This is a genomic window from Promicromonospora sp. NPDC057488, from assembly GCF_042802395.1.
Classification (GTDB): domain Bacteria; phylum Actinomycetota; class Actinomycetes; order Actinomycetales; family Cellulomonadaceae; genus Promicromonospora.
Map to the genome: position 1 here is coordinate 19,376 of NZ_JBHVEG010000008.1, position 26,956 is coordinate 46,331.

The window sequence follows — 26,956 nt, forward strand, 5'->3', positions numbered from 1 at the left end:
AGAGGACTGACGATGGCGATGGACATGACGGGCGCACGGGTACTGGTCACGGGCGCGGGGCACGGCATCGGCCGCGGGATCGCGCTGGGCCTGGCGGCCGCGGGGGCCGACGTCGTCGTGCACTACGGGAGCTCGGCCGACGCCGCCGCGCAGACCGTGGCGGACGTCGAGGCGCTCGGCCGCAAGGCCGTCGCCGTGCGCGCCGACGTGACGGTGACCGAGGACGTGGACCGGCTGGTCGCGGAGTCCGTGGCGTTCCTGGGCGGGCTCGACGTCGTGGTCTGCAACGCGGGGCACCTGATCGGCCGCGTGCCGGTCGCCGAGATGAGCGACGAGCACTACGCGTCCGTGGTGGACGTGAACCTCGGCGCGACGTTCCGCACCTGCCGGGCCGCGATCCCGCACCTGCTGGAGTCGGACCGACCGCGGATCGTGGCGATGTCCTCGCTCGCGGCGCACAACGGCGGCGGGCCCGGGTCCGTCGTCTACGCGGCGGCCAAGGCGGCCGTGCGCGGCTTCGTGAAGGGCCTGGCCAAGGAGCTCGGGCCGCAGGGCGTCACGGTGAACGCCGTGGCCCCCGGGTACATCGCGGACACCGCGTTCCACGGCACGTTCAGCACCGCCGAGGCGCAGCAGAAGATGGTCGCCGGCACCCCGGTCGGCCGCCCCGGCACCGTGGACGACGTCGCCGCGGCGGTCCTGTACCTCGCCTCCCGCGAGGCGTCGTACATCACGGGCACCACGCTCGACGTCGACGGCGGGACCTGGCCCCGATGACCTCCCTCGTCCCCGAGCACGCGGTCGCGGCGTCCGGCCTGCCGCGCGAGCGCGGCGGCTGGTGGCACCAGTTCGTCTGCCCGGCGCACGGTACCGAGCTCTCCCACGAGGGCATCCCCGGACCCGTGCCGCCGGCGGACGGCGTGCGGTGCCCGCACGGGTGCCGCGTCGACTCGGAGCCGGTGCGCGGCGCTTGGCTGGTGCTGAGCCACCAGGCGTGGGCGCGGCGCATCCGGGTGCTCGCGCACCGGGCCGCCCGCACCGGCTCCGCCGCCGACCGGGCCGAGGCGGTTGACCTGCTGGTCGCGTACGCCGAGGTCCACGCCGCCGTGGCCGGCGACGAGAACGAGCGCGCGCAGGACTGGATGCTGCGCGGCCGGCTGTTCCACCAGGCGCTGACCGATGCGATCTGGTCGGTCTCGATCGGCCACGCCGTGTGGTCGCTCGCCGAGTCGGCCCCGGAGCTGGCCGGGAGCATGCGCCCGGTGCTCCCCGTGCTCGACGCGACCGCCGAGGCGGCCCGCGCCGCCCGCGACAGCCTCGTGGCCGAGGGCCGGTTCACCTCGAACTACACCGCGTGGCTGAACGCCTCCGGCCGGGTCTGCGCCCGCGCCGCGGAGCTCGTCCGCGCGGGCGCGGACGGCGCGCCGGCGGTGTCCGTGGCCGACGACGAGTGGCTGGCCGGGGAGCACGGGCAGCTCGCCCACGCGCTCGCCGCGACCACCCGCGGCGGCTGGGAGTGGGAGGCCAGCACGTACTACCACGGCTTCGTGCTGCGGGCCTACCTGCTGTCGCTGCGCGGCACCGACCCGGCGGACCTGCCGGTGGCGGCGCGCGACCGGATCGTGGCGATGACCGACGTGCTCGCGGGCCTGGCCACCGACGACGGCATCCTGCCCGCGGTGCACGACGGCCCCTACCTGCGCGCCCCGCTCGCGCTGGAGTGGACGGAGCTGTGCGCGCTCGCCGACGGGTTCGTCGCGGACGCCGGCCTCGGTGCCGTCGCGGCCCGGGCCCGCCGCGAGGCGGGGGACGGCGACACGCTGGAGGACGAGCTCCGCACCCTGCCCGGCGGCTGGTTCACCGGGGCGCCTCTCGCCAGCAGCCGCCCCGCTCGCGCCGCCGTGAGCGTCGACGAGGAGGTGGGTATCTCCGTCGTGCGCGCCGGGGGCATCCACGCCGTGCTCGACCACGGGCCGCACGGCGCGGCGCACGGGCACCACGACAAGCTCGCGCTCTACCTCTACGGGCGGCAGACCCCGTGGCAGCCCGACCCCGGGCAGGTGCCCTACGGTCACCCGGCCTGGCGCGACCACTACGCGTCCGCCGTCGCGCACCCGTGCGTGCGGGTGGACGACGGCGACCCCGCCGAGGCGACCGGCGCCCTGCTCGCCCGGGACGAGCGCTCGCTGACCGTCGAGGTCCGCGGCGACGCGACCTCCTGGTACGCCGGCGTGCGGGCGGTGCGGCACGTCGTCGTCGGCGACGGCTACCTGCTCGACGTCGTCGCCGCGACGGCCGACCGGCCGCGGCGGCTCACGCTCGGGCTGCGGCCCGACGTGCCGCTCCAGGTCCGCCTGGACGGCGACGTCGTGCGTACCGCGTGGGACGGCGCGGAGCGGCTCGACGGGACCCACGCCGCCCGCGCCACGGGTGCCGCCGGACCCGTGCCGGTGCGGCCCGTCGTGGTCCCGGGCCCCGGGCCGGCCGACGACCCGCAGCGCGAGCGTGCCCACGTCGACTGGACGGCGCACGACGCGACGGCGGCCCTGTGGGTGTCGGTGTACCGCACCGGCCCTGGCCTCGGGGCGGAGCTGCTCGGCCTGGACGCGACCGAGGTCCGGGTGCGGCGCGCCGACGGCGTCGTCGACGTCCACCCGCTGCCGGCCGAGGTGACGCATGGCTGAGGCGACCCGGGTGGCACCCCGCATGCTCCTGCTGGACGACGCGCGCCTGGCCGACCTGCGCTCGCGCCTGGCCGGCGACCTCGCGCCGCAGTGGCGCCGGCTCGCGGAGCAGTGCGACCTCTACCGGCGCACCGCGCCGCCCGCGGAGCACCCGCTGGCGAGCATCACCTACCTGGGCCCGGCGGCCGCGAACCTCGCGCTCGCCTACCGGCTGACGGGGCAGGAGCACTATCTGGAGGAGGCGTGGCGCTGGATCTCGGCGGCCGTCTCGTTCGAGCACTGGGGCCGGGCGCACCTGCCCGACCACGACCTCGACGCCGGGTGGATCCTGCACGGGCTGTCGCTCGCCTACACCTGGCTGGGCGACGACCTGGGGCCGGAGCGTGCCGAGCTGCTGCGCGCCAAGCTCGCGCTGCAGGGCGAGCGGCTGTACGACTTCGCCGTGGCGAGCGAGGGCTCCTGGTGGAGCAGCTCGTTCTGGCAGAACCACCACTGGATCTGCCACACGGGGCTGGCCACGGTCGGCTACGCGCTCGGCGAGCGGGCCTGGACCGAGCGGGCCAAGGCCGCGTTCTCGACGGTGGTCGACGTGCTGCCGGCGGACGGCTCCGACATGGAGGGTGTCGTGTACTGGCGCTACGGCGTGCCGTGGCTCGCGACGTACCTCGACCTGCTCCAGCACACCGAGGGCGTCGACTGGTGGGACCGCTGCCGGTTCCTCGCGAACACCTTCTTCTACCGGCTGCACCAGGCCGCTCCCGGCTACGAGGAGATCGTCGACCACGGTGACTGCCACGACCGGCGCAGCGGGCACAGCGTCGCGCTGTACCGGATCCTCGCCGCGCGGTACGGGATCGGCGAGGCGCAGTGGCTCGCCGACACCGTCGCGGACCGCTTCTTCTGGCGCGAGGCGTACGAGAGCGGCGTCCGCCCGGGTGTGCTGCCCGAGGCGTGGGCCGAGCTGCTCTGGTACGACGCCGCCGTCGCACCCGTCGACCCGGCACGGTCGGTACCGGCGCAGGCCGCGTTCGACGACCTCGGCCTGCTGGTGCACCGCACCTCCTGGGCCGACGACGCGACGCTGCTGTCGTTCAAGTCCTCGCCCGGCGGCGGCCGCACGGCGTGGGAGACCTCGCGCCGCCTCGACGCCGAGCGCGGCTGGGACACGCTGAGCGCCGGCCACCACCACCCCGACGCCGGCTCGTTCGTGCTGGCCTCGCGCGGCGCGTGGCTCCTGGTCGACGAGGGCTACTCCAACCGCAAGCGCGCCGGGCACCACAACCTGGTGCTGGTGGACGGCCAGGGTTTCGCGGGGGAGGGCCGCTACCACGTGTACGCGGACGCCCCGCCGGACCGGACCGCCGACATGGTCGACGTCCTGGCCGAGGGCGGGTTCCTGCACGGCCGGGCGCGCACCGGGCGCATGTACCCGGAGGAGCTCGGCGTCGAGACCCTGGAGCGCACGATCGCGGTGCTGCCGTCGGGCCGCACCGTCGTCGTGGACCGGGGGCGGGCCGAGCGGCCGCGGACGTGGACGCTGCTGTTCCACGCCGACCACCCGGCCGACGAGGTGACGCCACCGGAGCCGGGCGCCGTCTCGAACGTGCTCCGCAACGGGCGCGCGGGCGCGTGGCTCACCACGTACGCGGGCCCGGCGGGCGAAGGCAGCACGGTCGAGCGCGTCGTCACCGACGTCGAGGCCAACCCCACCTCCAGCACGCCCGACCTGGTGGTCACGCGGCGTCTGCACACCCTGCGGGTCACGCCGCCGTCCGGCCGCGACCTGCTGGCCGTGACCGTGATCGAGCCGTTCGACGCCTTCCGGGAGCCCGGACCGGACGTCGCGGCCGCCCCGGCGGCCAGGATCCTGCCCGCGCGGGCCGGTGTCGCGATCGACCTCGGCGCGGGGGAGCTCGCCTACCTCGCCGGACCGGACGGCGTGATCGACGCCGACGGCGTGACGGCGCAGGCCCGCGCCGTGCTGGTCGCGGGCGAGGGCAGCGACCGGCAGGTCGCCGTCGTGGGGGCGCGGCAGGTGCGGCTCGACGGGGCCGAGCTGCTCGCGGGCGCGACAGGCGGCCCCGACGACGCCGTCACGCGTGTGCTCGGGGCCGGCGCATGACCGCCGCCGCACCGCGTGCGGCCGTCCGCTCGGACCGGTCCCGCCCCGACGGCTCCCGCCAGTGGTCCCGCACGCTCATGGGCTGGCTGGAGTGGCTCGCCCACCCGGTGCTCGCGGGCGCCGCGTTCGCCGTCCTGAGCCTGGGGGTCGTCACGTGGCTCCCGGCGCTCGCGGCCACGGCGCACACGCTCCGGGCCTGGCGGGCCGATGGCGAGACCCGCACGTTCACCGGCGTCTTCCGCGCGTTCGGCACGTACCTGCGGCCGCTGCTGCCGCACGCGGTCGCCTCCACGGCGGGCCTGACCCTGCTGGCGGTCGACATCGCCTTCCTCGTGGGGCGCACCGGCGGCGTCGCGCTGGTGCTGGTGCTGCTCGCGCTGGGCCTGCTGCTCGTGGCCGTGCCGTACCACGTCGCCCTCGCCGTGGTGGCGGGGACGTACCCCGCGGGCACGGCGAGCGCGTGGGCCCGCGAGGCGCTGTGGTTCGCCTTCGGCTCGGTGAGCCGCGGGACGGCGCTGCTGGGCGCCGTCGTCGCCACGCCGGTGTTCTCGCTCGTGATCCCGGCCGGGCCCCTGCTCCTGTTCGCGAGCGTGCCCGTGCTGGTGGGGCTCGTGATCCTCGACCAGACCGGGTCGCCCGACCAGACCACCCCCGACCAGACGGAGGACGCATGACCGGCACCGCACCGCTCGCCCGCCGCACACTGCTGACCGGGGCCCTGGCCTCGACCGGGGCGCTGCTGGTCGCCCCGGGCGCGGCCGCCCGCACGCTCGCGGACGCCGTCGCCGACGTCGCCCCGCCCGCCGCCCGCCGTCCCGTCACCTGGGTGCCGTCCTGGGCCACGGCCCACACGCGCCCGACGGCGACCGACCCGCTGGTCGCCACCGGCGTGACCGACCGGACCGTCCGGCACGTGCTCCGCCTCAGCGCCGGCACGGCACCCGGCGGGCGCGGCCGCCTGCGGGTCCGCCTCGCCGGGACGTTCTCGGCGCAGCCCGTGCTCGTGGGCACCGTGACCGTGGCCCGCCGTGCCCCGGGCTTGACCGGCGCCGGCCCCGGCGTCGCGCCCGAGACGGTGACCCCCGTGACCTTCGGCGGCCGGGGCGGCGGCCTGCTCGCCGCCGGCGCGACGCTCGTCAGCGACCCCGTGCCGCTGACCGTGCCCGACGGCGGAGACCTCGTGGTCAGCGTGCACCTGCCCGGACCGACCGGCCCACTGAGCTTTCACCGCAACGTGCACGCGACCGGCTACGTCGCCACGGGGGACCGCACCTCCGACGCCGGCGACGGCTTCAGCACCGGCGATGCCGCCGTGACCCGCTCGGCCGTGCTGCTGTGCGGCGTCGACGTCGAGCGCCCCGGCGTCCCCGCCGTCGCCGTGCTGGGCGACTCGATCACCGAGGGCGTCGGCACGCCCGACGACGCCGACCAGCGGCTCACCGACCACCTCGCGCGCCGGCTCGCGGAGCGCGGGGGGCCGGTGGGCGTCGCGAACCTCGGCATCAGCGGCAACCGCGTGCTGCTCGACGACGAGCGGTTCGGCCCCAGCGGCCAGGCGCGCCTGGACCGGGACGCGCTCGCGCTGCCCGGCGTCGACACGCTGCTCGTGGTCCTGGGCGTCAACGACCTGCAGCAGCCGCCCAGCCAGACCGACCCCGAGATCATCCTCGCGGGCTACCGGCAGCTCGTGCTGCGCGCCCGCGACCAGGGCCTGCGCGTGGTCGGCACCACGATCACGCCGTTCGGCGGCTGGCAGCGCTGGACCCCGGCCCTGGAGGAGGAGCGGCGGTACGTCAACGCCGCTCTGCTCGCCGGGGCGGGCACCGGCCGGCCGGGCGCGTTCGACGCCGTGGCCGACGTCGCCGCGGCGCTCGCGGACCCCGCCGGCCCCGCCCGCCTCCGGCCCGCGTACGACAGCGGTGACGGCCTGCACCCGAGCCCCGCGGGTGCCGCCGCGATGGCGGGCGCGATCGGCCGCCGGACGCTCCTGGGCTGACCCCGCCGGACACCACCCGTCGCGAGACGGGCGGGTGCCGCGCGCCCGCTCCACCAGACCGACGTACCACCTCAACGACGAGAGGGACCGTGATGGAGAACGACCTGACGAACGAGGGCTCCGGCCCGTCCCGGCGCACCGTGCTGCTCGGCATGGGCACGCTCGCGGGCATGGCCGGCCTGGCCCCGTACCTGGCCCTGCCCGCGCGGGCGCTGCCGGCGTCGTCGACCACGGAGCTGGTCGAGCGCTGGGCCGCCCTGCAGACCGGCGGGCCCGGCCTCGACCTGGCCGACGCGCACGTGGCGGCCGCCGTCCGCCGCGTGGACCGGGCGGCGACCACCGTGCTGGCCACCCTCGACCGGTCCGCGGGGCGCACCGCCCTGTGGGCGGACCTCGCCGACCGCACCAGGTCCACCAACGTGACCACCACGTTCAAGCGGCTGCGCTCGATCGCGGTGGCCTGGGCGACGCCGGGCACCTCGGTCACGGGCGACGCCGCGGTGGCCGACGCCGTCGCGGACGGGCTCGACTGGATGCACACCAACATCTACGGCCCCGGGCTCGCGCGGTTCGACAACGACTGGGACTGGGAGATCGGCTCCGCCTCGGCCTTGGCCGACACCCTCGTGGTGCTGCGCGAGCACCTCGGCGCCGACCTCGCGCGGTCCACGGCCGCGATCCACCACTACACGCCCGACCCGAACCTGTGGCGCGCCGACCGGCAGATCGCCACGGGCGCCAACCGCGTGTGGATCGCCACGGTGGTCGCCGTCCGCGCCGCGCTCGACGGCGACGGCGACGCGCTGCTGCGGGTCCGCGACGCCCTGAGCGACGTCGACGGCGGCGGCGCCAACAGCGTGCTCGCCTTCGTGGACGACGCCGCGGCGGCGGGCACGGGGGAGGGGTTCTTCCGCGACGGGTCGTTCCTGCAGCACTGGAAGCACCCGTACAACGGCGGCTACGGCAAGGAGCTGCTGGGCACCCTGTCCTCGCTGCTGCACCTGCTGGGCGACTCGCCGTGGCAGGTCACCGACCCGGCGCTGGACAACGTCTACGCCTGGGTGACCGACGCGTTCGACCCGCTGATGGCGCGCGGCGACATGGTCGCCTCGGTCTGCGGGCGCGAGATCGCGCGGTCGAGCAAGCAGGGCCACGCCTCCACCCAGACGGTGGTCGAGGGCACGCTCCGGCTCATCCCGTCGGCTCCGGCCGCGCAGGCGGCGACCCTGACGGCGCTGGTGGCGCAGTGGATCGCCGAGGACACCTACCGCGACTTCCTGGCCGGCACGACGCCCGCGTCCGTCGTCGCGGCCAAGGCGCTCCTGGCCGCCGGCCCCGCCCCGCGCGGGCCGCTCGTGGCGCACCGGCAGTACCCGGCCATGGACAAGGTGGTGCACCACCGCCCCGGCTTCGCCGTGAGCGTCAGCGCCTACTCGGCCCGCGTGTACAACTACGAGTCGATCCAGAACGAGAACCTGCACGGCTGGCACCTCTCCGACGGCATGCTGCTGCTCTACACGGACGACCTGGGGCACTACAGCGAGGACTACTGGCCCACCGTGGACCCGTACCGGCTGCCGGGCACGACCGTGGACACGGCGCGCCGCGCCGACGGCGAGGGCCACCGCGCCACGAACGACGCGACCTGGGTGGGTGGCGCCGCGCTGCCCGGCAGCACGCTGGGCAGCTACGGGCAGGACCTGCGCGCGCAGGGCTCCGACCTGCGGGCGCTCAAGAGCTGGTTCCTGCTCGACGACGCCGTGGTCTGCCTCGGCTCGGGCGTCACGGCGCCCAGTGCCGCCGGCGTCGAGACTGTGGTGGAGAACCGCAAGGTGCGCGACGGCGCCGCCTTCGTGGTCGATGGCGTGGACCAGCACGTCACGCCCGGCTGGTCCGGCGTCGCCGACGGCGTGCGCTGGTGCCACCTGGCGGGCACCGCCGGCTACGTCTTCCCCGACGGCGCACGCCTGCACGCCCTGCGCGAGGACCGCACCCACACCTGGCGCGAGATCAACGTCAAGTACGGCACCGACACCCCCGTCACCCGCCCGTACCTGACCGCCTGGCTCGACCACGGCGCAGCGCCCGCCGACGCCGGCTACGCCTACGTGCTGCTGCCCGGCGCGAGCCCGGCCGCGACGCGCGCCTTCTCCGAGGCGTGCGGCACGACGGCGGGGCTGCGCGTCCTCGGCCGCGACGAGGCCGTGCACGCCGTCGCGCTCGGCGGCACGGTCGCCGCGAACTTCTGGGGTGCGGGCCGGGTAGCCCTGGTCGAGGGCGCGGCCGGAGCGCCCGGCGACTCCGGCGCCCTCGCGGCCGACGGCGCCGCGTCCGTCGTGCTGCACGCCGACCCGGCTGTCCGCGGGCAGCGCCCCACCCGCGTCGCGCTGAGCGACCCGACCCAGGCCCGGGCCCAGGTCGTCGTCGACCTCGAGGTACCGGGGCTGACCCTCGCCGCCGCCGACGCGGGCGTCACCGTGACCCGCCGCGGCGCGGGCTGGCGGCTCGTCGCCGACGGCGCCGCCCTGCGCGGCGCCACCGTCACCGCGTCGTTCGTCTGACCCGATCACGTCCGCTCCGTCGATCCAGGAGGTAGCACCATGAACCTGCACTCCGTTCGATCCCGCTCGTGGGCCCGCCGCGCCGCCGTCACCACGGCCCTCGGCCTCGCGCTCGCGTCCACCGCCGTAGCGGCGCCGGCGGGCGCCGGCCCGGTCATGGCCGCCGAGGCCGCGGCGACGGCTGATGCCGTGGCCACGGCCGCCGCCGCGGACCCGCTGCGCACCGTCCGGGTGAGCACCAGCGCCCAGCTCGCTGCCGCCCTGACCGGCGCCCTCGCGGGCGACCGCATCGTGCTCGCCGACGGCGAGTACTCGATGGTCAAGCTGGCCGACAAGACCGGCACCGCGGAGCACCCGATCCTCATCGAGGGCGCCACGCTCGGCGGCGCCGTCGTCACGGGCGGCCAGCTGGAGGTCGCGCGGTCGCACCACGTCGTCGTCCGCGGCCTGGCCTGGCGCAACGCCGCCACGCTCAAGATCGAGGCGTCCACGAACGTGCGCCTGACCCGGAACGACTTCCGGCTGGCGTTCGAGCCCCCGGCCGACCCGTCCTCCTCACGGCACTGGGTGTCGATCGCGGGCGAGGGCAGCGGGGACAACCGGGTGGATCACAACGCGTTCGCCGGCAAGACGGTGCTGGGCAACTACGTCACCGTCTACGGCGGCGCGACCCAGATCTCGCAGCACGACCGGATCGACCACAACTACTTCTCCGACAGCCCCGCCCAGCCCGTGAACGGTGGCGAGGCCATCCGCCTCGGCGTCTCCGCCATCTCGGACTCCAGCTCGTTCGCCGTGGTGGAGCACAACCTGTTCGAGAACTGCGACTCCGACCCGGAGATCGTCTCGCTGAAGAGCGACGACAACACCGTCCGGTACAACACGTTCCGCACGTCGGCGGGCTCCGTCGTCGCCCGGCGCGGGGACCGCAACGAGATCCACGGCAACGTGTTCCTCGGCGGGGGCAAGGCCGGTACGGGCGGGGTGCGCCTGTACGGCGACGACCAGCGCGTGCACGACAACTACTTCGAGGGGCTCGCCGGCTCCGGCTACACCGCGGCCCTCCAGGTGGACGGCGGCGACGTCGACGGGTCGGGCTCGACCTCGGCGCACTGGCGCGTGCACCGGGCGACGATCGTGCACAACACGTTCGTCGACAACGTCTCCAACATCGAGCTCGGCGCCAACTACGTCTACCCGCCGGCCGACGTCACCCTCGCGAACAACGTGGTGGTCGGTGACACCGGCCGCCTGTTCGCCGAGCACAAGGCGACCGACGGCCTGACCCTCGCCGGCAACATCGCCCTCCCGCAGGGCAGCGCGACCCTCGGCATCACCGCCCAGGCGAGCCAGATCCGCGTCGTCGACCCGCAGCTGGTCCGCACGGGCGGGCTCTGGCGGCTGCGCCAGGGACCCGCGGTCGACGCCGCCGTGGGCACCTACCCGTTCGTCGTCGACGACCTGGACGGGCAGCCGCGCGACCAGCACCCCGACGTCGGTGCCGACGAGGTGTCCACCGCGCCCGTGCTGCGACACCCCCTGAACCCGGCCGACGTCGGGCCGCTCTCGGACCTCTGACCACCTGACCGCTCCACCCACCCCCACCCGGAGGAGAACCATGGCCCTCTTCGACAAGCCGCTCGACGAGCTGCGCGCCTACCGCCCCGTGCCCGAGGAGCCGGCGGACTTCGACGCGTTCTGGAAGCAGACGCTCGACGCCGCCGCGGCCGCCTCGGCCGAGCCCGTCGCCGTGCCGTACGACGCCGGGCTGGCGACCGTCGAGGTCCACGACGTGACCTTCTCCGGGTGGGCGGGGCAGCCCGTCAAGGCGTGGCTGCTGCTGCCGCGCCACCGCAGCGGGCCGCTGCCCGCCGTGGTGCAGTACATCGGGTACAACGGCGGCCGCGGCGTGCCGTGGGAGTGGCTCACCTGGAGCGCCGCCGGCTACGCGCACCTGGTCATGGACAACCGCGGGCAGGGCGGCGGCGGCAAGACCACGGCCGACACCCCCGACGTCGCCCCCGAGGGGCACGGCTCCTCGTCGCCCGGGTTCCTCACGCGCGGCATCGAGGACCCCGCCAAGCACTTCTACCGGCGCCTGATCACCGACGCTGTCCGCGCCGTCGACGCCGTCAAGCAGCTCCCCGGCGTCGACCCCGAGCGGGTCGCCGTGCTCGGCGGCAGCCAGGGCGGCGGGCTGGCGCTGGCCGTCGCCGGCCTGCGCGACGACCTCGCCGGCGTCATCGCCGACGTGCCGTTCCTCAGCCACTACCGGCGCGCCTCCCAGATCACCGACGCCGGCCCGTACTCCGAGATCGCCCGCTGGCTCAAGGGCCACCGCTACGAGATCGAGACGGCCATGCGCACCCTCTCCTACTTCGACGCCACCAACTTCGCGGCCCGCGCCACCTGCCCCGCCTGGTTCTCCGTGGCGCTCATGGACAAGATCTGCCCGCCGTCGACCGTCTTCGCCGCCTACCACCGGTACGGCGGGCCCGCCCAGATCGAGGTGTTCCCGTACAACGAGCACGAGGGCGGCGGCGCGTACGACAACCCCCGCAAGCTCGCGGCGCTCGCGGAGGTGCTCGGTCCCCGGTGACCTCCTCCGACGGGACGCCGTCGCCCCCGCCGGGCGTGATGACCGCCCTCTACGTCAACACGTTCGTCATGGCCACGGGCTTCTACCTGCTGGTCCCGCTGCTCGCCGTGCACCTCTCGGAGCGGCTCGGCCTCGGGCTGGCCCTGGTGGGCCTGCTCGCGGGCATCCGGGCCGCCGCCCAGCAGGGGCTGCAGCTCCCCGCGGGCCTGCTGGCCGACCGGTGGGGCGTGCGCCGCACCATCGTGGCCGGCGTGCTCGTGCGGGCGGCGGGCTTCGGCGCGCTGGCCCTCGCGACGACGCCCGTCGCGGTCGGCGCCGCCGGGCTCGCCATCGGGCTCGGCGGCGCGCTGTTCCACCCGGCGAGCTACGCCGCGTACGCGCGGCTCGGCAGCGCACGGCCCGACGTCTTCGCGCGGCGCGAGGCCCTGAGCAACGCCGGGTTCGTCGTCGGTCCGCTGCTGGGCGGGCTGCTCGTCACCGCCGGGTTCGACGTCGTCTGCGGGGTGGCGGCGCTGCTGTTCCTCGCCGCCGCGCCGCTCACCTGGTGGGGGCTCGGGCGCGCGGTGGAGCCGGGGACCCTGCCACCCGGCGGGGGAGCGCCCGCCGCCCACCCCGCGACCCGGCGCGACGCGCGCCGGGGCCTGGTCGCCCTGCTGCTGCTCAACGCGGGGGCCTGGGCGATCTTCACCCAGCTCCAGCTCGTGGTGCCCCTGCGCCTGGAGAGCGCGCTCGGCAGCAGCGTGGGCGTCGGCGCGACCTACGCGGCCGCGGCCGTGCTCGTGCTCGCCACGACCGTGCCCGTGACGCGCTGGCTGCAGGACCGGCTCCGGCTGCCCGTGGTGCTCGCTCTCGGCACCGCCACCATGGGCGCCGGCATCGCCCTGCTCGGCGGCGGCCCGGGCCTCGGGTCCCTCGTGGCGGGGATGACCGTGTTCACGCTCGGGCAGATGGTGTTTCAGCCCGCCATGAGCGCGGTCGTCGCCGCCGGGGCGCCCGCCGCCGCCGTCGCCACCCGGTTCGGCGTCAACGGGCTGGCGCTCGCGCTCGGCGGCGTCGTCGGGTCGTCGCTGGTCGGGGCCCTGCTGGCGGGTCCCCTCGCGGGCCCCGGCTGGGCGTGGGCGGGCTTCGCCGTGGCCGGGGTGCTGCTCGCCGTCGGGTACGCCCGGACGCGGCTCGGGTAGGCCCGGCCCGGTCAGTCGGCGACGTGGGCCGTGCTGTCCAGCCAGTGCCGGGCGAGCGCGGCGTCGCCGTCGACGGTGACGCCGGCCGGGGCGCCGTCGGCGAGCGGGAGCCGCCGGGTCAGGGTGAGCAGGAGCGCCCCGGCCGGGCCGGTCACGGTCACGTCGGCCGGCTCGGTCCCCGGGTGCCACCGGGCGCCGTCGGGCCGCCGCTCGACGAGCCAGGCGCCGGTGCCGTCGTCGGTGTCGGTGGCCAGCCACTGCAGGGTCTGCCCGGTGCCCCGGATGGCGCCCGCGGACTCTGGCCGCCGCATCTTCCACGTGGGGGAGGTCAGCATCGCGAGGTGGTTGTCGATCAGCAGCGCCGCGACGTCGGGCTCGACGTCGACCGTTCGGCCCGCCGCGTTGGCGCCGTCGAAGCCGTGCACCACCGACTCGTTGAGCACGCTGGCCATCCAGAAGCGCGCCCCGGTCCGGGCGTCCCCCGCGGCGTTGAACACCAGCGCGTCGAGGGCGTCGTCGGACAGCGCGTCCGCGACCCGCCGCGCGGACGCCGCCAGCCAGGCGGGCCACTCGCCGGGGTCGGCCGGCAGCTCGGCGGAGCCGGCGGGCAGCTGGGCCGGGTCGATGATGCGCCGCTCGACGATCTCCGCGACCCAGTGCTGGGTCTGGCCCACGTGCGCGACCAGGTCGGCGACGGTCCACTCCGGCGTGGTGGGGACGGCGGCCGCGGGGCCGGCCGCGGCGGCCGAGACCGCCAGCCGCCGGGTGTGCTCGACGATCGCCCGGCGGGCGACCTCGGGGTTCAGCTCGGTCATGGATCTGTCCGTTCCGTAGGTTCGGTGTCCCCTGACTGACGTGGCGGGCCGGGTGAACTCATCGCCGGGCCGCGCACCGCCCCTGACGTGCGAGTGGGCGCGTCCCGTGGTGAGGGTGGGGTCCGCCGTAGCACCCCGCGACCGAGGGAGTTCCCGATGGAGGACAAGATCGAGGAAGTGCTCGACGGCGGTGACATGCCACTCGTCGGGCGTTACCTGCTCGATCTGGTGACCGAGACGTGGTCGTGGTCCAGCGAGGTCTACCGCATGCACGGTTTCGAACCCGGTCAGGTGGTGCCCACCACGGCGCTCATGCTCGCGCACAAGCATCCGGACGACCTGGGCCAGACCGCCGGGCTGCTGAAGCAGGCGGCAGACTCCGGCAAGACGTTCAGCTCGGTGCACCGCATCCTCGACGCCGACGGCCGCACGCACACGCTCGTTATCACGGGCGAGGCCCGGCGCGATCCCGGCACCGGCCGGGTGGCGGAGCTGTCCGGCTACTTCATCGACGTGACGGGCTCGCACCGGGCGGCCGCGGCACGCGACGCCACGCTCTCGATCCAGGCGTCCGCGGAGCGCAGGGCGGTGATCGACCAGGCCAAGGGCATCCTGATGATGACCTACTCCCTGGAGCACACGATGGCGTTCGAGCTGCTGCGCCGGGTGTCCAACGAGACCAATGTCGCGGTGCGCGACATCGCCAAGTCGCTGGTGGACCTCGCGTCGTCGTCCGCGCTGGTCACCGTGGTGGAACGGTCCGTGGTCGACGAGTTCCTGCGGTCGCTCAGCTCGGCCGGCCGCGACTGAGGCGGCCGGGGCCGAGGGCGGCGGAGGTCAGACCGGCGGCTGAGGCGGCCGGGGCGCGGTCAGCACGGCGGCGACGTCCGCCGCCGTGCTCCGCGTGCTGGTGAGCTCGACGATCAGGCGCGCGACGTCGCGCACCGCCACGTTGTGGTCGTTGGAGGCGCTGCGCAGGCGCTCGAAGGCCTCCGCCGAGTCGATGCCCAGGGCGAAGGCGATGATGCCCTTGGCCTGCTCGATGGGGGCGCGGGCGGCGGCCGCCGTCCGGATGGCCGTGTCCGCCTCGCGGTTTGCCTGGTCCTTGATCCCGGCCGTGACGTCGATGAAGTAGCCCACGAGCTCGACGACCTGCCGGGTGCCCGGGTCGCGGCGGCCCTGACCGACCACCGCGAGCGTCCGCTCCTGTCCCCGCGCGTCCATGATGCGGTGCACGCTGCTGAACGGCTTGCCGGTCGCGGCGACATACGCGGTGACCTGAGGGTTGGAGGGCAGGTCCTCGGGGTGCTTGTGGGCGAGCATCAGGGCCGTGGTCGGCACCACGTCGCCCGGCTCGAAGCCGTGGATCCGGTACGTCTCGTCCGACCACCACCACACCTCGGTCGCCAGTTCGTATCGGTAACGGCCGACGGTGTGGTTCACGCCGAGCGTCAGGGCACGCTCGACTTCCAGCGGGTCCGCGGTCAACAGCAGGTCTCCTCGTGCGCTCAGCGCCGACGAGCCGCGTCCTGACCCGGCGACAACCCTAGCCTGAACGCACCGGTGCTGACACATCGGTGGGAGCCGGACGACGCACGACGGCGCGGGCGGCCCGGGCGAACTTCACCCCGGGTCACCCGCACCGGCCGAGGTTACGGCGCGGTCGTGCTCCGGGCCGCCCGGCGGCGCTCCACGACCCGGGTGACCACGGCGACGACCGCGCCCCCGGCGAGGGTGCCCAGCAGCACGAGCAGCGCGCCGACGGCCCAGAGCCCCGAGTCGTCGGTCGCCTGCGCCTGGATGGTCCACGCGGCCGTGAACGGAACGGCCACCGCGAGCACCGCGGCCCACGCCGGGGCGGACAGCGTGCCGACCACCACCAGGGCGACCAGCACGAGCACGCACGCGATCACCTGGGGCGCCCCGTACGGACCGGTGACGTTCCCGGTCGCGGGGTCGACCTCCCGGACGACGTCCCGGCCCAGGAAGATCCACCAGGCCACGACGGTCAGCACGACCACGGTGAGCGTGGTCAGGGTGGGGTTGGGCTTCTTGCGCGTCGTCATGCCCCCACCTTGCCCTTCATCTGTCCGAAAAGTGCTGTGACATCCCGGAGGGGCCCGCGTCTGAGGTACATGACACACACGACCGGCACCGTGACGTCGACCTCCACCACCACCGCCACCGAGCTGCGGACGGCCCCGACGGCCGCCCCCCGAGCAAGCATCAGGACCCGCACCCTGGTCGCCCTCGACATCGACGGAACACTGCTGGGCGCCGACGGGATCGTCCCGGCCGTGACGGTCGGGGCCGTCCGGAAGGTGCGCAGGTCGGGCCACCACGTGGTGCTCGCCTCGGGCCGGTCGCTGGTGGGGATCCTCCCCGTGGCCGGCCAGCTCGGCATCGAGCAGGGCTGGGCGGTCGCGTCCAACGGCGCCGTCGTCGCCCGGGTCGACGCCGACCTGCCGAGCGGCTACCGGATCGAGAAGATGCACTCGTTCGACGTCGAGCCCGTGGTCCGGCTCGCGCGCGCGGCGCTCCCCGCCGTGCAGGTCGGGGTCGAGGAGGTGGGCTGGGGGTACCGGGTCAACCGCGTCTTCGAGGAGGGGCTGGTCAACGGGGAGCAGCGCCGGGTGGCCGACGCCGAGCTGTGGAAGGCCCAGGCCGCGCGCGTGATCCTGCGCGGCGACGGGGTGCTGAGCCTGCTGGCGCCCCTGCGCGAGCTCGGGGTCACGGCCACCCCGGCCGGTCCCGACTGGGTGGACGTCACGCCGCTGTCCCTGAGCAAGGCGACGGCGCTCGAACGGATCCGCGAGCGGGTCGGCGTGGACCCGGGCGCGACCCTCGCCGTCGGCGACGGGGTCAACGACCTGGAGATGATCACCTGGGCCGCCCGCGGCGTCGCGATGGGGCACGCGCCGGCCGCCGTCATCGACGCCGCGGACGAGGTCACGGGGCGGATCGAGGAGCACGGTGTGGTCGCGGTGCTGAGCACCCTGAGGTGAGACCGGACCCCTCGTGGGTGCGGGTCACTTCGTGCGGGCCCGCACCCCGCGCTCCTCGCGCAGCAGGACCTCCAGCGCCACGAACGCCAGCACGTCCAGGACCAGGCCGAACGCCGCCGTCCACCGCACGGCCCGGAACACCAGGAGCTGGGTGAACAGCAGGCTCACCAGCACCGCGCGCCGCACCCAGACCGCGCCCTGGAGGTGGTCGCGCCGCCCCACGACGATGCCGACCACCAGCAGCACCACGGACACCCCGACCGCCACGAGGATCGCGGCGCCCGTCCAGGCGGGCACGCCGTTCACCTCCCCGGCCAGGACGCGGAGCCCGACGGTCGCCTCGGCCGCGCCCACCAGCAGCAGGAGCGTGATGACCAGCCACGCGGCCCAGGCCCGGTCGACGAGCGCGTCCAGCCACCGCACCACGCCCCGCACCCCGGTACGCACCGGGTCGGGCACGTCGGCGTCGTCGTCGGGCACGGCGTCCACCAGCTCGGCGACCAGGGGAGCGCCGGGTTCACCGGCGCCCTTGGCGGCGAGCTCGCGGGCCTCGTGCCGCGCGGTCGGCGTGAACCCGCCGGCCAGGCCGGCGGCGAGCCGGTCGGCGGCCACGGCGAGGTACTCGGCCGGGTGGTGCGGACGGCGGCCGTGCAGCCCCTCGACCACGAGCACCAGCACCACCGTGACGAAGTAGATGATCGCGGCCGTCGGGGCGTAGAAGTAGTCGTTGTCGGACGTGACGAACTTGCCGACCTCGTCGATGAACAGCCCGAAGCCGACGCCGCCGAGCAGGGCGCCGAGCGAGCGCGGCACCGGCCCGACGTACGACAGCAGGAGCATCATCGCCAGGGCCATGAGCAGGCCGCCCCACAGCACGTGGGCCAGGTGGAGCCCGCCCCCGCCGATCTGCGGGTAGCCCGTCGCGGCGAGGTAGGCCCGCGTGGCCAGCACGGTCACGACGCTCGCCACCAGGAACGTCACCAGGTGCCGCACCGCCGCGGTGTCGCGCGGCGCCCCGAGCCGCAGCAGGTGCCCGCGGCGGGCCAGGCCGCCCGTCCCGGTCGTGCGCTGGTTCGTCATGCCGTCTCCCCTCGGCCCGGCGCGGGTCGCGCCGGCTCCACGGTGCATCCTTCCGCATCGCGCGGTCCAGGGGGCTACCCCTACCTCGATGAGGGTGGCCAGCCCGGCTGTGCCGGCGTCGGCCCGTCGATAGCGTCGCCGGCATGAGCATCGTGCACCGCCGCGCCGTCGCGGCCGCCACCCTCGTCTGCCTCGCCGCGTCCATCGGGTCCGCCGTCGCGGCGCCGGACCCGCAGGCCACGATCGCGGCGCCGCCCTCGACGGCGGCGCTGGTCCAGCAGGCCGAACGGATCGTCGCGGCGGGCACGCCCGGGGTCGTCGTCGAGACGCGCGACGAGCGCGGCCGGCGGACCGTCGTCGCAGGGACCGGCGACCTGCGCACCGACCGTGCGCCCCGGCCGGACGGGCAGTTCCGCGTCGGCAGCGTCACCAAGTCGTTCACGGCGGCCGTCGTCCTGAGCCTCGTCGCGGAGGGCCGGATCGAGCTCGACGCCCCGGTGGCCCGCTACCTGCCCGGCGTGCTGCCCTACGCCGAGCCGATCTCGGTGCGCGAGCTGCTGCAGCACCGCACCGGCCTGTCCGACTACGGAGACGTCCTGTGGGCGGATCCCGGGCTCGTGGCACGCTCCCGCTTCGCGGACCACGAGCCGGCGGAGCTCGTCGGGATCGCCACCCGGGAGCCGCTCGGATCCGCTCCGGGGACGGAGTTCGGCTACTCCAACACCGACTACGTGCTGCTGGGCATGCTCGTGGAGCGCGTCACCGGGAACGGCTACGCGGACGAGCTGGAGCGGCGGGTGCTCGGTCCGGCGCAGCTGCGGGACACCTACGTCTCCGGGCACGGGCCGTGGCTGCGCCGGCCGGCGATGCGCGGGTACGAGGCCGTGGGCCCGACGACGCGGCCGACCGACCTGACCGCGTACAACATGTCGGTCGCGCCGGCGAGCGGCGACATCGTGTCCACCGCCCGCGACGTGAACCGCTTCTATGCGGCGCTGCTGGGTGGCCGCCTGCTGCCGGACCGGCTGCTGCGGGAGATGCGGGCGGCCCTGCCGGCCTTCCCCGGGTTCGACTACGGCCTGGGGCTCGGTCGCACCGAGTTCTGCGGCCAGGAGGTCTGGGGTCACGTCGGCGGGGTGCCGGGGTACGGCACCTACAGCTTCACCGACCCGCGCAGCGACCGGCAGGTCACGGTCGTGGTGAACCAGGGGATGACCCAGAGCGCCGCGGCGGAGGACGCGGCCTACGCGCTCGTCGCGCTGGAGTTCTGCGGGGAACCCGCGGCCGGGTAGCCGCCCCGGGTGCGAGGTCAGGCCGTGCCGGGACCGCCGGCCGCGGGCGCCTCCCAGCCGTACCGCAGCGAGACCATCCGGAGCGCGAACACCAGGGCGGCGATCGCCGCGCCGGTGCCGAGGTTGAGCCAGTCCACCGAGGCCAGCAGGCTGGTGAGCGCCGCGCCGAGCAGCGCCGGGATCGCGTAGAGGCCGCGGGCCCGGAAGATCTGCGGCACGTCGTTGGCCACGACGTCGCGGATGACGCCGCCGCCCACGGCGGTCATCAGGCCGAGGATCGCGGCCGCCACGGGGTTCATGCCCGCGGTCAGCGAGACCAGCGTGCCGGTGATGCAGAACAGCGCCATGCCGGCGGCGTCGAACGTGATCAGCACGTCGTGGAAGCGGTGCACGACGTGCGCGAAGAAGTACACGACGACCGCGGCGACGACGGGCGGGACCAGGTAGATCGGCGAGTCGAAGGCGCGCGGCACGCCGGCGTCGAGGATCACGTCGCGCAGGATGCCGCCGCCCAGGCCCACGAGGGTGCCGAGCAGCAGCGAGCCCACGACGTCGAACTGTCGCTGGGCCGCCAGCAGCGAACCCGACACGGCGAAGAAGAAGACCCCCAGGAGGTCGAAGACGAGCTCCGCCCACGCCACGTCAGCCTCCTTCCGCCGGGGGAACCGTCACGGGACCGGGACCGACGACTCCCGGGTGACTATGCGGCACGGTAGCTCCTCGATGCCCGAGGCCGCCTGTCCTTCGATGGCCTCGAACAGCCGGCGCGCTGCGACGCGGCCCACCTGCTCCAGGTTCATGTCGACGCTGGTGAGCTGCGGGCGGGTGTTCGTGGTGAGCACCGCCCAGTTGTCGAACCCGATCACGGAGATGTCGCGCGGCACGTCGCGGCCCTTCTCGCGCAGCGTGTCCAGCACGCCGCGGGCGATCTGGTCGCTCCCGCAGAAGAACCCGTCGACGTCCGGGTACTGGTCCAGGATCATGCTCGCCACGCCGCGGCCCCAGCCCTCGCTCCACGAGCCGAAGAACGTGCGGCCGCCCACGAGCTCCAGCCCGGCCTCGGCCATGGCGCGCTCCGCGCCGCGGCTGCGGTCCTGCGCCGCGGCGTAGGAGGCGTCGCCCGTGACGTGCGCGATCCGGCGTCGTCCGCACGCCAGGAGGTGGTCGATCGCGAGCCCGCCCGCCTCGACGTTGTTGGCCGTGATCGAGATGTCCTCCGGGTTCTCCGACGGCGCGTACGCGTAGACCACGGGCACCGGGAGGTCGCCGGTCAGCGGCGGGCGCGGGTCCGTCCGCGAGCCGACGACGATCAGCCCCTCGACGCGGCGGGACAGCAGCGCCCGGATGTGGTGCTGCTCGCGGATCGCGTCGCCGCGGGCGTCGCACAGGAAGACGGAGACCTGGCCCGCGCCGAACGCGTCCTCGGCGCCCATCAGCACCGGGATCGAGAACCGGCCCTCCAGGTCGGACGTGAGCAGGCCGACCGTCCCCGTGCGGCCCTGGAGCAGCCCGCGCGCCAGCGCGTTGGGCGCGAACGAGAGCTGCTCGGCGGCCTCGAGCACCCGCGTGCGGGTCTCGGCGCGCACCTGGGCGCGGCCGTTGATGGCCTTCGAGGCGGTGGCGATCGAGACCCCCGCGAGGCGGGCGACGTCGGTCAGGGTGGCATTGCGCGGCGTTTCGCCCGAGGCCATGGCTTCCTCCTGGGAGTTCGAGGTCGAACAGTACCGAAAAGGTGTAACACAAACGTGACGAAGGTTCGTCCTTGACGCGGTGGCATGCCCACCCTACAGTCACAGAAAGCCTTTTCGGACGGTTTCGGCAACGGGTATCCCATCCTCGTCGAACGGCCGAGTGACGACGAAGTCAAGGAGACTGATGATGGCTACCCACCGCAGGGCGAGCGCGAGGCTCGTGGCCTCGTTCCTCGCGGCCGGCCTGGCGAGCTCGGTGCTCGCCGCGTGCGGCACGTCGAGCGCGGACGGCGGCACGCAGGAGGCGCAGGTCTCGGCCGAGGGCGTCGACGACGGCACCGAGCTCACGCTCTGGACCCGCGCCCCGCTGGAGCAGCAGGCGAACCTGCTGGTCGAGGCGTACAACGCGTCGCACGAGAACCAGGTCGAGCTCACCGTCGTGCCGAACGACGACTACGTGGCGAAGGTCGGCGCCGCCGCGGGCAGCGGCGGCCTGCCCGACCTGTTCGCCGCCGACATCGTCTACGTGCCGAACTGGGTGCAGCAGGGCCTGTTCGCCGACGTGACCGACGCGATCGCGGAGCTCGACCACGCCGACCAGATCAACCAGGGCCACCTGGCCGGCGGCACGCTGGACGGTCGGCAGCACGTGCTGCCGTTCGTGCTCGACGTCTCGGTCATGTTCTACAACAAGGACCTCTACGAGCAGGCGGGCCTCGACCCCGAGCAGGGCCCGGCGACGCTGGCCGAGTTCTCCGAGCAGGCCAAGGCCGTCGACGAGCTCGGCGGCGACGTGAACGGCACCTACTTCGGCGGCAACTGCGGCGGCTGCCTCGTCTTCACCTGGTTCCCCCAGATCTGGGCGGGCGGCGAGGACGTCATGAACGAGGACGGCACCGAGTCGCTCCTGGCGGGCGACACGGCCCAGGAGGTGTACGGCGTCTGGAAGGACCTCGTGGACTCCGACGCCGTGGGCGAGGGCTCCAAGGAGGAGACCGGCGCCACCTGGACCGGCCCGTTCCTGGAGGGCGAGGTGGGCGTCATGCCGTTCCCGGCCACCATGCTCGCCACGGCGGACGAGGCGCTCGGCGAGGTGGGCGTCGCGCCCATCCCGGGGCCCGACGGCGGCGCGTCCACCTTCGTGGGCGGCGACGGCATCGGCATCTCCAAGGACTCCGAGAACGCCGACCAGGCCTGGAACTTCATGTCCTGGCTGATGTCGGAGGAGGCCCAGGTCGAGGTGCTGGCCAAGAACGGTGACGTGGTCTCGCGCGGCGACCTCGCGGAGAACGAGTACTCGTCGAAGGACCCGCGCGTGCTGGCCGTCAACGAGGTGGCCGCCCAGGGCCGCACCCCGCTGGCGATCAACTTCCAGCAGGCGTTCAACGCCCCCGGCAGCCCGTGGATGACCATGATCCGCAACGAGGTGTTCGGCCCCGGCGGCACCGTGGAGCCGGACAACGAGGAGATCACCGCGGTGCTGGGGCAGTAGGCCCCGCCGCAGTCCCTCCTGCGTGGTCCCGCCGTCGCCCCCTCGCGGCGGGACCACGCGCCCCGTGTACTCGCCCTGCCGACGAGGAGCATCCCCGTGCCCGTCACCCCTTCCACCGCTGTGCCCACACGCTCTGTGCCCACCCGGCCCGCCGTCGTCGCCGTCGCGCGGCGTCGTGCCCTGCACGGCTGGGCCTACGCCGCCCCGACCGCCCTGCTCGTGGTGGGCCTGTTCGTCCTGCCGGTGCTGCTGGTGGGCCAGATGTCGCTCTCCGACTGGCCGCTCCTGGCCGGCAACCAGGGGCTCAACGCGCCCGAGAACTACGTCGACGCCGTCACGCACCGGTTCTTCTGGGACTCGATCGTCTTCACGCTGAAGTACACGCTGATCGCCACGGTGCTGCTCATCGGCCTCGGCCTGGGGCTCGCGCTGCTGGTGCAGGAGTCGAGCCGCTGGTCCGCGGTGCTGCGCACCTCGATCCTGGTGCCCAGCGCGCTCGGCCTGGCGTCGGCGTCGCTCCTGTTCTACGCGCTGTACTCGCCGCAGGTCGGCCCGCTGTCGCCGCTGCTGCAGCGCCTCGGGCTGGCCGACGGGCCGGTGTCGTTCCTCGGCACCCCCGAGAGCGCGCTGTGGTCCACCGTCTTCCTCGTCGTCTGGCGGTTCGCCGGGTTCTACATGCTGCTGCTCATGGTGGGGCTGCAGGGCATCCCGCACGAGGTGATCGAGGCCGCCCGGATGGACGGCGCCAACCGGTGGCAGAGCTTCGTCCACGTGACGCTGCCGCTGCTGCGCCCGTCGCTCGCGCTGTGCACGGTGCTGTGCGTCACCGGCTCGCTGCTGGCGTTCGACCAGTTCTACATCCTGACCAAGGGCGGGCCGGACAACAGCACGCTCACGGTCGTCCAGCTCATCTACAACGTGGCCTTCCAGGGGCAGAACGACCTCGGCATCGCGGCCGCGCTGTCGATCGTCGTCCTGGTCGTGCTCGTCGTCGTGAACGTGGCCCAGATGCGTGCCATGCGCGCAGGCCAGGAGGACTGACATGACCACGACCGCACTCCCCGCCGGCCCGGCCCGGACCCAGGTCCGACGCCGCCCCCGTGCTCCCCGGGCCCGCCTCGCCGGGATCGCCCTGCGCACCCCGTACTGGGTGCTGACCGGCGGGCTCGCCCTCGTCTTCGTCTTCCCGCTGATCTGGGCCGGCGTCGCCTCCGTGGCGCCCCAGCCCGGCAGCAGCCAGGTCGACGGCTGGGGGCTCGGCAACTACGCCACCCTCATGGAGTACCAGGCCGGGCTGCCCCAGTACCTGCTCAACTCCACGCTGGTGTCCGGGATGACGGTGCTGTTCACGCTGGTGGCCTCGGTCCTGGGCGGCTACGCCTTCTCCCGCTTCAGGTTCCCCGGCCGCAACGTGCTGTTCCTGCTCACGCTCGCGATCCTCATGGTCCCGTACGCGACGCTGCTCATCCCGCTGTACGTGATGCTCAACGCGATCGGGCTGCAGAACACGCTGGTCGGGCTGGCGCTCGTGCTCACGGTGTTCCAGCTCCCGTTCGCGACGTTCATGATGCGCATCTCGTTCGACGCCGTCCCGCGCGAGCTGGACGAGGCGGCCCTCGTGGACGGCTGCTCCTCGTTCCGCGCGCTGCGCACCGTGCTGCTCCCTGCGGTCAAGCCGGGGGTCATCACGGTCGGCCTGTTCGCGTTCCTCGCGGCGTGGAACGACTTCGTCGCGCCGCTCATCCTCATCTCCGACTCCACCAAGATCCCGCTCCCGCTCGCCGTGGCGAACCTCCGGGCGCAGGTCATGGGGATCGTCGACTACGGCGCCACCGAGGCCGGCGTCGTCGTCATGGCGCTGCCGTGCGTCGTCCTGTTCCTCCTGCTCCAGCGGCACTACGTCCGCGGGTTCATGTCCGGTGCGCTCAAGGGCTGACCGCCCCGTGCCCCGAACAGCCCGTCCATCTCTTCCCGGAGGTCTCCGCATGCTCTTCCCGACCGGACACCGTGGCGCCGCCACGCCCACGCCCGTCGCGCCGTCGACCGGCCGCCTGACCCCCCTCGGCCTCGACCAGGTGCGCATCACCGGCGGTCCCTGGGCCCGCCGCCAGGAGGTGAACGCGACCGCCACCCTGGCGCACATCGAGCACTGGCTCGAGCGCGAGGGCTGGCTGGGCAACTTCGACCTGGCCGTCTCGGGCGGCCTGGCCGAGGGCCGGCGCGGCCGGGAGTTCAGCGACTCGGAGGTGTACAAGCTGCTGGAGGCCATGGCCTGGGAGCTCGGTCGGCGGCCCGACGACGACCTGCGGGGCCGGTTCGACGCGATCGTCGCCCGGGTGGCCGCCGCCCAGGAGCCGGACGGTTACCTCGGCACCCGGTTCGGCCGCCCCGGCCAGCAGCCGCGCTACACCGACCTGGAGTGGGGGCACGAGCTCTACTGCCAGGGCCACCTGTTCCAGGCTGCCGCGGCGCGGGCCCGGACCGGCGGCACCGACGACCTCCTGGTCCAGGTCGCCCGGCGCAGTGCCGACCACGTCTGCGCCACCTTCGGCCCGGACGGCAACCAGGGGGTCTGCGGGCACGCCGAGGTCGAGGTGGGCCTGGCCGAGCTCGGCCGGGCCCTGGGCGAGCCGCGCTACCTCGCGCAGGCGGCCCTGTTCGTCGAGCGACGCGGGCACGGCACGCTCGCCGACATCGAGTTCGGCCGCTCCTACTACCAGGACGACGTGCCCGTGCGCGACGCCGAGGTGCTGCACGGCCACGCCGTGCGCGCCAACTACCTGGCGGCGGGCGCCGTCGACGTCGCTGTCGAGACGGGCGACACCGGGCTGCTCGACGCCGTCGCGGGCCAGTGGGCGCGCGCCCAGGCCCGGCGCACGTACGTGACCGGCGGGCAGGGCTCGCACCACCAGGACGAGGCGTTCGGCGACGACTGGGTGCTGCCCCCGGACCGCGCGTACTCGGAGACGTGCGCGAGCGTCGGCTCGGTGATGGTGTCGTGGCGGCTCCTGCTGGCCCGCGGCGGCGTCGAGCACGCCGACGCGATCGAGCGCGCCCTGACCAACGTGGTCGCGACCTCGCCCGCGCACGACGGGCAGTCCTTCTTCTACGCGAACACCCTGCACCAGCGCGTCCCCGCCGAGCACGTCGCCGACGACGTGGTGAGCAAGCGCGCCGAGGCGTCGCTGCGCGCGCCGTGGTTCGAGGTCTCCTGCTGCCCGCCCAACGTGGCGCGCACCTTCGCGAGCCTCGCGGCGTACGTCGCCACCGTGGACGACGCCGGCGTGCAGCTCCACCAGTACACACCCGCCGAGATCCGGGCCGAGCTGCCGTCGGGGGAGCGGGTCGGTCTCGACGTCGTCACCGACTACCCGGCTGACGGGCGGGTCGAGGTGCGGGTGGTCGCGGTGCCGGCCGGCGACTGGACGCTCACGCTGCGGGTGCCCGCTTGGTCGGCGTCGGCCCGGGTGCGGGTGGACGACGGGGTTGTCCGCGAGGTCGGGCCCGGGCTCGTCGCGGTGCCTGGGCCGCGGACCGGCGGCGTGGTGGTGCTCGACCTCGACACCGCCCCGCGGTTCGTGGTGCCCGACCCGCACATCGACGCCGTCCGCGGCTGCGTCGCGGTGCAGCGCGGCCCGGAGGTGCTGTGCCTGGAGTCGGTGGACCTGGAGGGGGCGGGCCTTGGGCCTGCCGGCGGTGGTCCGGACGGCGGGGTGGACGACGTCGTGGTCGACGCCTCGGTCCCGCCGTGGGAGGTGGACGGCGTGGTGTACGTCCGCGCGGGACGCCGGGGGGCCGGTGCTGGTGCTGGTGACAGCGGTGACACCGACGGCGTCGGCTGGCCGTACGCAACGGCCGCCGACGTCGAGCCGGCGCCGCGCCCCGAGCTCCACGACGTGCCGCTGGTCGCGTACCACGACTGGGCCAACCGAGGCCCGGCCACGATGCGCGTCTGGCTGCCGACCCTCTGACCTGACCTGACCTGATCGGCCCGTCCCGGCGTCGCGCCGGCAAGGTGCGCTTCTACCCAGTCATCAGGCCCGAAAACGTGCGAGTTCCGGGCCTAATGGCGGGGTAGAAGCGCACTTCTGCGTGGCTGCCCCGGTGCGCCCGAACGACGTCGGGCAGATTGCGCGCCGGACGGCGCCACTCCGTTCCGTGGTCGGTCGGCCGCGGCGCGAGCCGGGGAGAACCTTCGCGAGCGGGGTGTGTTGCTCTGCGTGGACATTGTCGACTCAGAGCAACACACCCCGGGGTCCTACGTTCACCCCGCCAACCCGGTCGAGCCGAGCGCCCGAGCACGGAAGTGCGGCTGTCCACCGCGACCTGGTCGGAGGCTCGGCGGGAGAACCTTCGCGAGCGGGGTGTGTTGCTCTGCGTGGACATTGTCGACTCAGAGCAACACACCCCGGGGTCCTACGTTCACCCCGCCAACCCG

General features: G+C 74.7%; 22 protein-coding genes. 16 read left to right on the forward strand and 6 right to left on the reverse strand.

The genetic code is table 11. The annotated features are described in order from the left end of the window. Window positions 1–12 precede the first annotated feature (12 nt). The 9 genes from ACFU5G_RS03045 to ACFU5G_RS03085 all read left to right on the forward strand — a co-directional run bounded on the left by ACFU5G_RS03045 (window position 13) and on the right by ACFU5G_RS03085 (window position 13,143). On the forward strand, window positions 13–777 hold the full coding sequence (locus tag ACFU5G_RS03045; protein WP_121387200.1) for an SDR family oxidoreductase: 765 nt from the start codon (window positions 13–15) through the stop codon (window positions 775–777). Beyond that, entirely contained in the window at window positions 774–2,684 is a 1,911-nt protein-coding gene (locus tag ACFU5G_RS03050; protein ID WP_377240656.1) for a heparinase II/III family protein, read from the forward strand. Before ACFU5G_RS03045 ends, ACFU5G_RS03050 begins: the two co-directional genes overlap by 4 nt. Next, on the forward strand, window positions 2,677–4,806 hold the full coding sequence (locus ACFU5G_RS03055; RefSeq protein WP_377240658.1) for a DUF4962 domain-containing protein: 2,130 nt from the start codon (window positions 2,677–2,679) through the stop codon (window positions 4,804–4,806). Before ACFU5G_RS03050 ends, ACFU5G_RS03055 begins: the two co-directional genes overlap by 8 nt. Continuing rightward, window positions 4,803–5,480, forward strand: coding sequence for a hypothetical protein (locus ACFU5G_RS03060; RefSeq protein ID WP_377240660.1), 678 nt, complete (start codon window positions 4,803–4,805; stop codon window positions 5,478–5,480). The genes ACFU5G_RS03055 and ACFU5G_RS03060 overlap by 4 nt, the downstream gene beginning before the upstream one ends. After that, a complete protein-coding gene (locus tag ACFU5G_RS03065; RefSeq protein ID WP_377240662.1) occupies window positions 5,477–6,802 on the forward strand; it encodes a GDSL-type esterase/lipase family protein in 1,326 nt (441 codons plus the stop codon). Before ACFU5G_RS03060 ends, ACFU5G_RS03065 begins: the two co-directional genes overlap by 4 nt. Window positions 6,803–6,894: 92 nt before the next feature. Continuing rightward, entirely contained in the window at window positions 6,895–9,363 is a 2,469-nt protein-coding gene (locus tag ACFU5G_RS03070; RefSeq protein WP_377240664.1) for a polysaccharide lyase 8 family protein, read from the forward strand. 39 nt (window positions 9,364–9,402) lie between these two features. Next, window positions 9,403–10,941, forward strand: a complete 1,539-nt coding sequence (locus tag ACFU5G_RS03075) for a polysaccharide lyase 6 family protein (RefSeq protein WP_377240666.1) — start codon at window positions 9,403–9,405, stop codon at window positions 10,939–10,941. Window positions 10,942–10,981: 40 nt separating this feature from the next. Further along, the gene (locus tag ACFU5G_RS03080; RefSeq protein ID WP_377240668.1) at window positions 10,982–11,962 is read left to right on the forward strand and encodes an acetylxylan esterase; all 981 of its coding nucleotides are present in this window, start codon (window positions 10,982–10,984) and stop codon (window positions 11,960–11,962) included. After that, on the forward strand, window positions 11,959–13,143 hold the full coding sequence (locus ACFU5G_RS03085; protein ID WP_377240670.1) for an MFS transporter: 1,185 nt from the start codon (window positions 11,959–11,961) through the stop codon (window positions 13,141–13,143). The genes ACFU5G_RS03080 and ACFU5G_RS03085 overlap by 4 nt, the downstream gene beginning before the upstream one ends. Window positions 13,144–13,154: 11 nt before the next feature. Here ACFU5G_RS03085 and ACFU5G_RS03090 read toward each other — a convergent pair whose 3' ends face one another. Then, window positions 13,155–13,958 (reverse strand): maleylpyruvate isomerase family mycothiol-dependent enzyme, encoded by an 804-nt coding sequence (locus ACFU5G_RS03090; RefSeq protein ID WP_377240672.1) that lies wholly within the window; start codon window positions 13,956–13,958, stop codon window positions 13,155–13,157. A gap of 156 nt (window positions 13,959–14,114) precedes the next feature. On the opposite strand from ACFU5G_RS03090, the gene ACFU5G_RS03095 reads away from it, so the two are divergent. Next, window positions 14,115–14,768: a PAS and ANTAR domain-containing protein gene (locus tag ACFU5G_RS03095; RefSeq protein WP_377240674.1), complete on the forward strand. Its 654-nt coding sequence runs from the start codon at window positions 14,115–14,117 to the stop codon at window positions 14,766–14,768. A gap of 27 nt (window positions 14,769–14,795) precedes the next feature. Here ACFU5G_RS03095 and ACFU5G_RS03100 read toward each other — a convergent pair whose 3' ends face one another. After that, the gene (locus ACFU5G_RS03100; RefSeq protein ID WP_377240676.1) at window positions 14,796–15,446 is read right to left on the reverse strand and encodes a PAS and ANTAR domain-containing protein; all 651 of its coding nucleotides are present in this window, start codon (window positions 15,444–15,446) and stop codon (window positions 14,796–14,798) included. Window positions 15,447–15,610: 164 nt separating this feature from the next. Then, window positions 15,611–16,024, reverse strand: a complete 414-nt coding sequence (locus tag ACFU5G_RS03105; protein WP_377240678.1) for a hypothetical protein — start codon at window positions 16,022–16,024, stop codon at window positions 15,611–15,613. A 69-nt stretch (window positions 16,025–16,093) separates the two neighbouring features. Between ACFU5G_RS03105 and ACFU5G_RS03110 the strand changes: the two genes are divergently transcribed. Next, window positions 16,094–16,963: an HAD family hydrolase gene (locus ACFU5G_RS03110; RefSeq protein WP_377240680.1), complete on the forward strand. Its 870-nt coding sequence runs from the start codon at window positions 16,094–16,096 to the stop codon at window positions 16,961–16,963. A 24-nt stretch (window positions 16,964–16,987) separates the two neighbouring features. Here the strand turns inward: ACFU5G_RS03110 and ACFU5G_RS03115 are convergent, their stop codons facing one another. Further along, window positions 16,988–18,043, reverse strand: coding sequence for a hypothetical protein (locus ACFU5G_RS03115; protein WP_377240682.1), 1,056 nt, complete (start codon window positions 18,041–18,043; stop codon window positions 16,988–16,990). Window positions 18,044–18,186: 143 nt separating this feature from the next. Here ACFU5G_RS03115 and ACFU5G_RS03120 point away from each other — a divergent pair, with 143 nt between their 5' ends. Next, window positions 18,187–19,335, forward strand: coding sequence for a serine hydrolase domain-containing protein (locus ACFU5G_RS03120; RefSeq protein WP_377240684.1), 1,149 nt, complete (start codon window positions 18,187–18,189; stop codon window positions 19,333–19,335). Window positions 19,336–19,352: 17 nt separating this feature from the next. Here the strand turns inward: ACFU5G_RS03120 and ACFU5G_RS03125 are convergent, their stop codons facing one another. Both ACFU5G_RS03125 and ACFU5G_RS03130 read right to left on the reverse strand, forming a co-directional pair. After that, window positions 19,353–19,976, reverse strand: a complete 624-nt coding sequence (locus ACFU5G_RS03125; protein WP_377240686.1) for a trimeric intracellular cation channel family protein — start codon at window positions 19,974–19,976, stop codon at window positions 19,353–19,355. 27 nt (window positions 19,977–20,003) lie between these two features. Further along, the gene (locus ACFU5G_RS03130) at window positions 20,004–21,026 is read right to left on the reverse strand and encodes a LacI family DNA-binding transcriptional regulator (protein WP_020016736.1); all 1,023 of its coding nucleotides are present in this window, start codon (window positions 21,024–21,026) and stop codon (window positions 20,004–20,006) included. Between the two features lie 187 nt (window positions 21,027–21,213). Here ACFU5G_RS03130 and ACFU5G_RS03135 point away from each other — a divergent pair, with 187 nt between their 5' ends. From ACFU5G_RS03135 to ACFU5G_RS03150, 4 genes are all read left to right on the forward strand, one after another. Further along, window positions 21,214–22,518, forward strand: coding sequence for an ABC transporter substrate-binding protein (locus tag ACFU5G_RS03135; protein ID WP_377240688.1), 1,305 nt, complete (start codon window positions 21,214–21,216; stop codon window positions 22,516–22,518). A gap of 96 nt (window positions 22,519–22,614) precedes the next feature. Beyond that, window positions 22,615–23,559, forward strand: a complete 945-nt coding sequence (locus ACFU5G_RS03140; RefSeq protein WP_377240690.1) for a carbohydrate ABC transporter permease — start codon at window positions 22,615–22,617, stop codon at window positions 23,557–23,559. 1 nt (window position 23,560) lies between these two features. Then, the gene (locus tag ACFU5G_RS03145) at window positions 23,561–24,454 is read left to right on the forward strand and encodes a carbohydrate ABC transporter permease (protein ID WP_377240692.1); all 894 of its coding nucleotides are present in this window, start codon (window positions 23,561–23,563) and stop codon (window positions 24,452–24,454) included. 49 nt (window positions 24,455–24,503) lie between these two features. Continuing rightward, window positions 24,504–26,489: a glycoside hydrolase family 127 protein gene (locus tag ACFU5G_RS03150; RefSeq protein ID WP_377240694.1), complete on the forward strand. Its 1,986-nt coding sequence runs from the start codon at window positions 24,504–24,506 to the stop codon at window positions 26,487–26,489. Window positions 26,490–26,956: the final 467 nt, after the last annotated feature.

What these genes read in the sequence shown, in the direction of transcription:
- ACFU5G_RS03045 (WP_121387200.1), top strand. Translation starts at nt 13, where the DNA reads ATGGCGATGGACATGACGGGCGCACGGGTACTGGTCACGGGCGCGGGG.
- ACFU5G_RS03050 (WP_377240656.1), top strand. Translation starts at nt 774, where the DNA reads ATGACCTCCCTCGTCCCCGAGCACGCGGTCGCGGCGTCCGGCCTGCCG.
- ACFU5G_RS03055 (WP_377240658.1), top strand. Translation starts at nt 2,677, where the DNA reads ATGGCTGAGGCGACCCGGGTGGCACCCCGCATGCTCCTGCTGGACGAC.
- ACFU5G_RS03060 (WP_377240660.1), top strand. Translation starts at nt 4,803, where the DNA reads ATGACCGCCGCCGCACCGCGTGCGGCCGTCCGCTCGGACCGGTCCCGC.
- ACFU5G_RS03065 (WP_377240662.1), top strand. Translation starts at nt 5,477, where the DNA reads ATGACCGGCACCGCACCGCTCGCCCGCCGCACACTGCTGACCGGGGCC.
- ACFU5G_RS03070 (WP_377240664.1), top strand. Translation starts at nt 6,895, where the DNA reads ATGGAGAACGACCTGACGAACGAGGGCTCCGGCCCGTCCCGGCGCACC.
- ACFU5G_RS03075 (WP_377240666.1), top strand. Translation starts at nt 9,403, where the DNA reads ATGAACCTGCACTCCGTTCGATCCCGCTCGTGGGCCCGCCGCGCCGCC.
- ACFU5G_RS03080 (WP_377240668.1), top strand. Translation starts at nt 10,982, where the DNA reads ATGGCCCTCTTCGACAAGCCGCTCGACGAGCTGCGCGCCTACCGCCCC.
- ACFU5G_RS03090 (WP_377240672.1), bottom strand. Translation starts at nt 13,958, where the DNA reads ATGACCGAGCTGAACCCCGAGGTCGCCCGCCGGGCGATCGTCGAGCAC.
- ACFU5G_RS03095 (WP_377240674.1), top strand. Translation starts at nt 14,115, where the DNA reads ATGGAGGACAAGATCGAGGAAGTGCTCGACGGCGGTGACATGCCACTC.
- ACFU5G_RS03105 (WP_377240678.1), bottom strand. Translation starts at nt 16,024, where the DNA reads ATGACGACGCGCAAGAAGCCCAACCCCACCCTGACCACGCTCACCGTG.
- ACFU5G_RS03110 (WP_377240680.1), top strand. Translation starts at nt 16,094, where the DNA reads ATGACACACACGACCGGCACCGTGACGTCGACCTCCACCACCACCGCC.
- ACFU5G_RS03115 (WP_377240682.1), bottom strand. Translation starts at nt 18,043, where the DNA reads ATGACGAACCAGCGCACGACCGGGACGGGCGGCCTGGCCCGCCGCGGG.
- ACFU5G_RS03120 (WP_377240684.1), top strand. Translation starts at nt 18,187, where the DNA reads ATGAGCATCGTGCACCGCCGCGCCGTCGCGGCCGCCACCCTCGTCTGC.
- ACFU5G_RS03130 (WP_020016736.1), bottom strand. Translation starts at nt 21,026, where the DNA reads ATGGCCTCGGGCGAAACGCCGCGCAATGCCACCCTGACCGACGTCGCC.
- ACFU5G_RS03135 (WP_377240688.1), top strand. Translation starts at nt 21,214, where the DNA reads ATGGCTACCCACCGCAGGGCGAGCGCGAGGCTCGTGGCCTCGTTCCTC.
- ACFU5G_RS03145 (WP_377240692.1), top strand. Translation starts at nt 23,561, where the DNA reads ATGACCACGACCGCACTCCCCGCCGGCCCGGCCCGGACCCAGGTCCGA.
- ACFU5G_RS03150 (WP_377240694.1), top strand. Translation starts at nt 24,504, where the DNA reads ATGCTCTTCCCGACCGGACACCGTGGCGCCGCCACGCCCACGCCCGTC.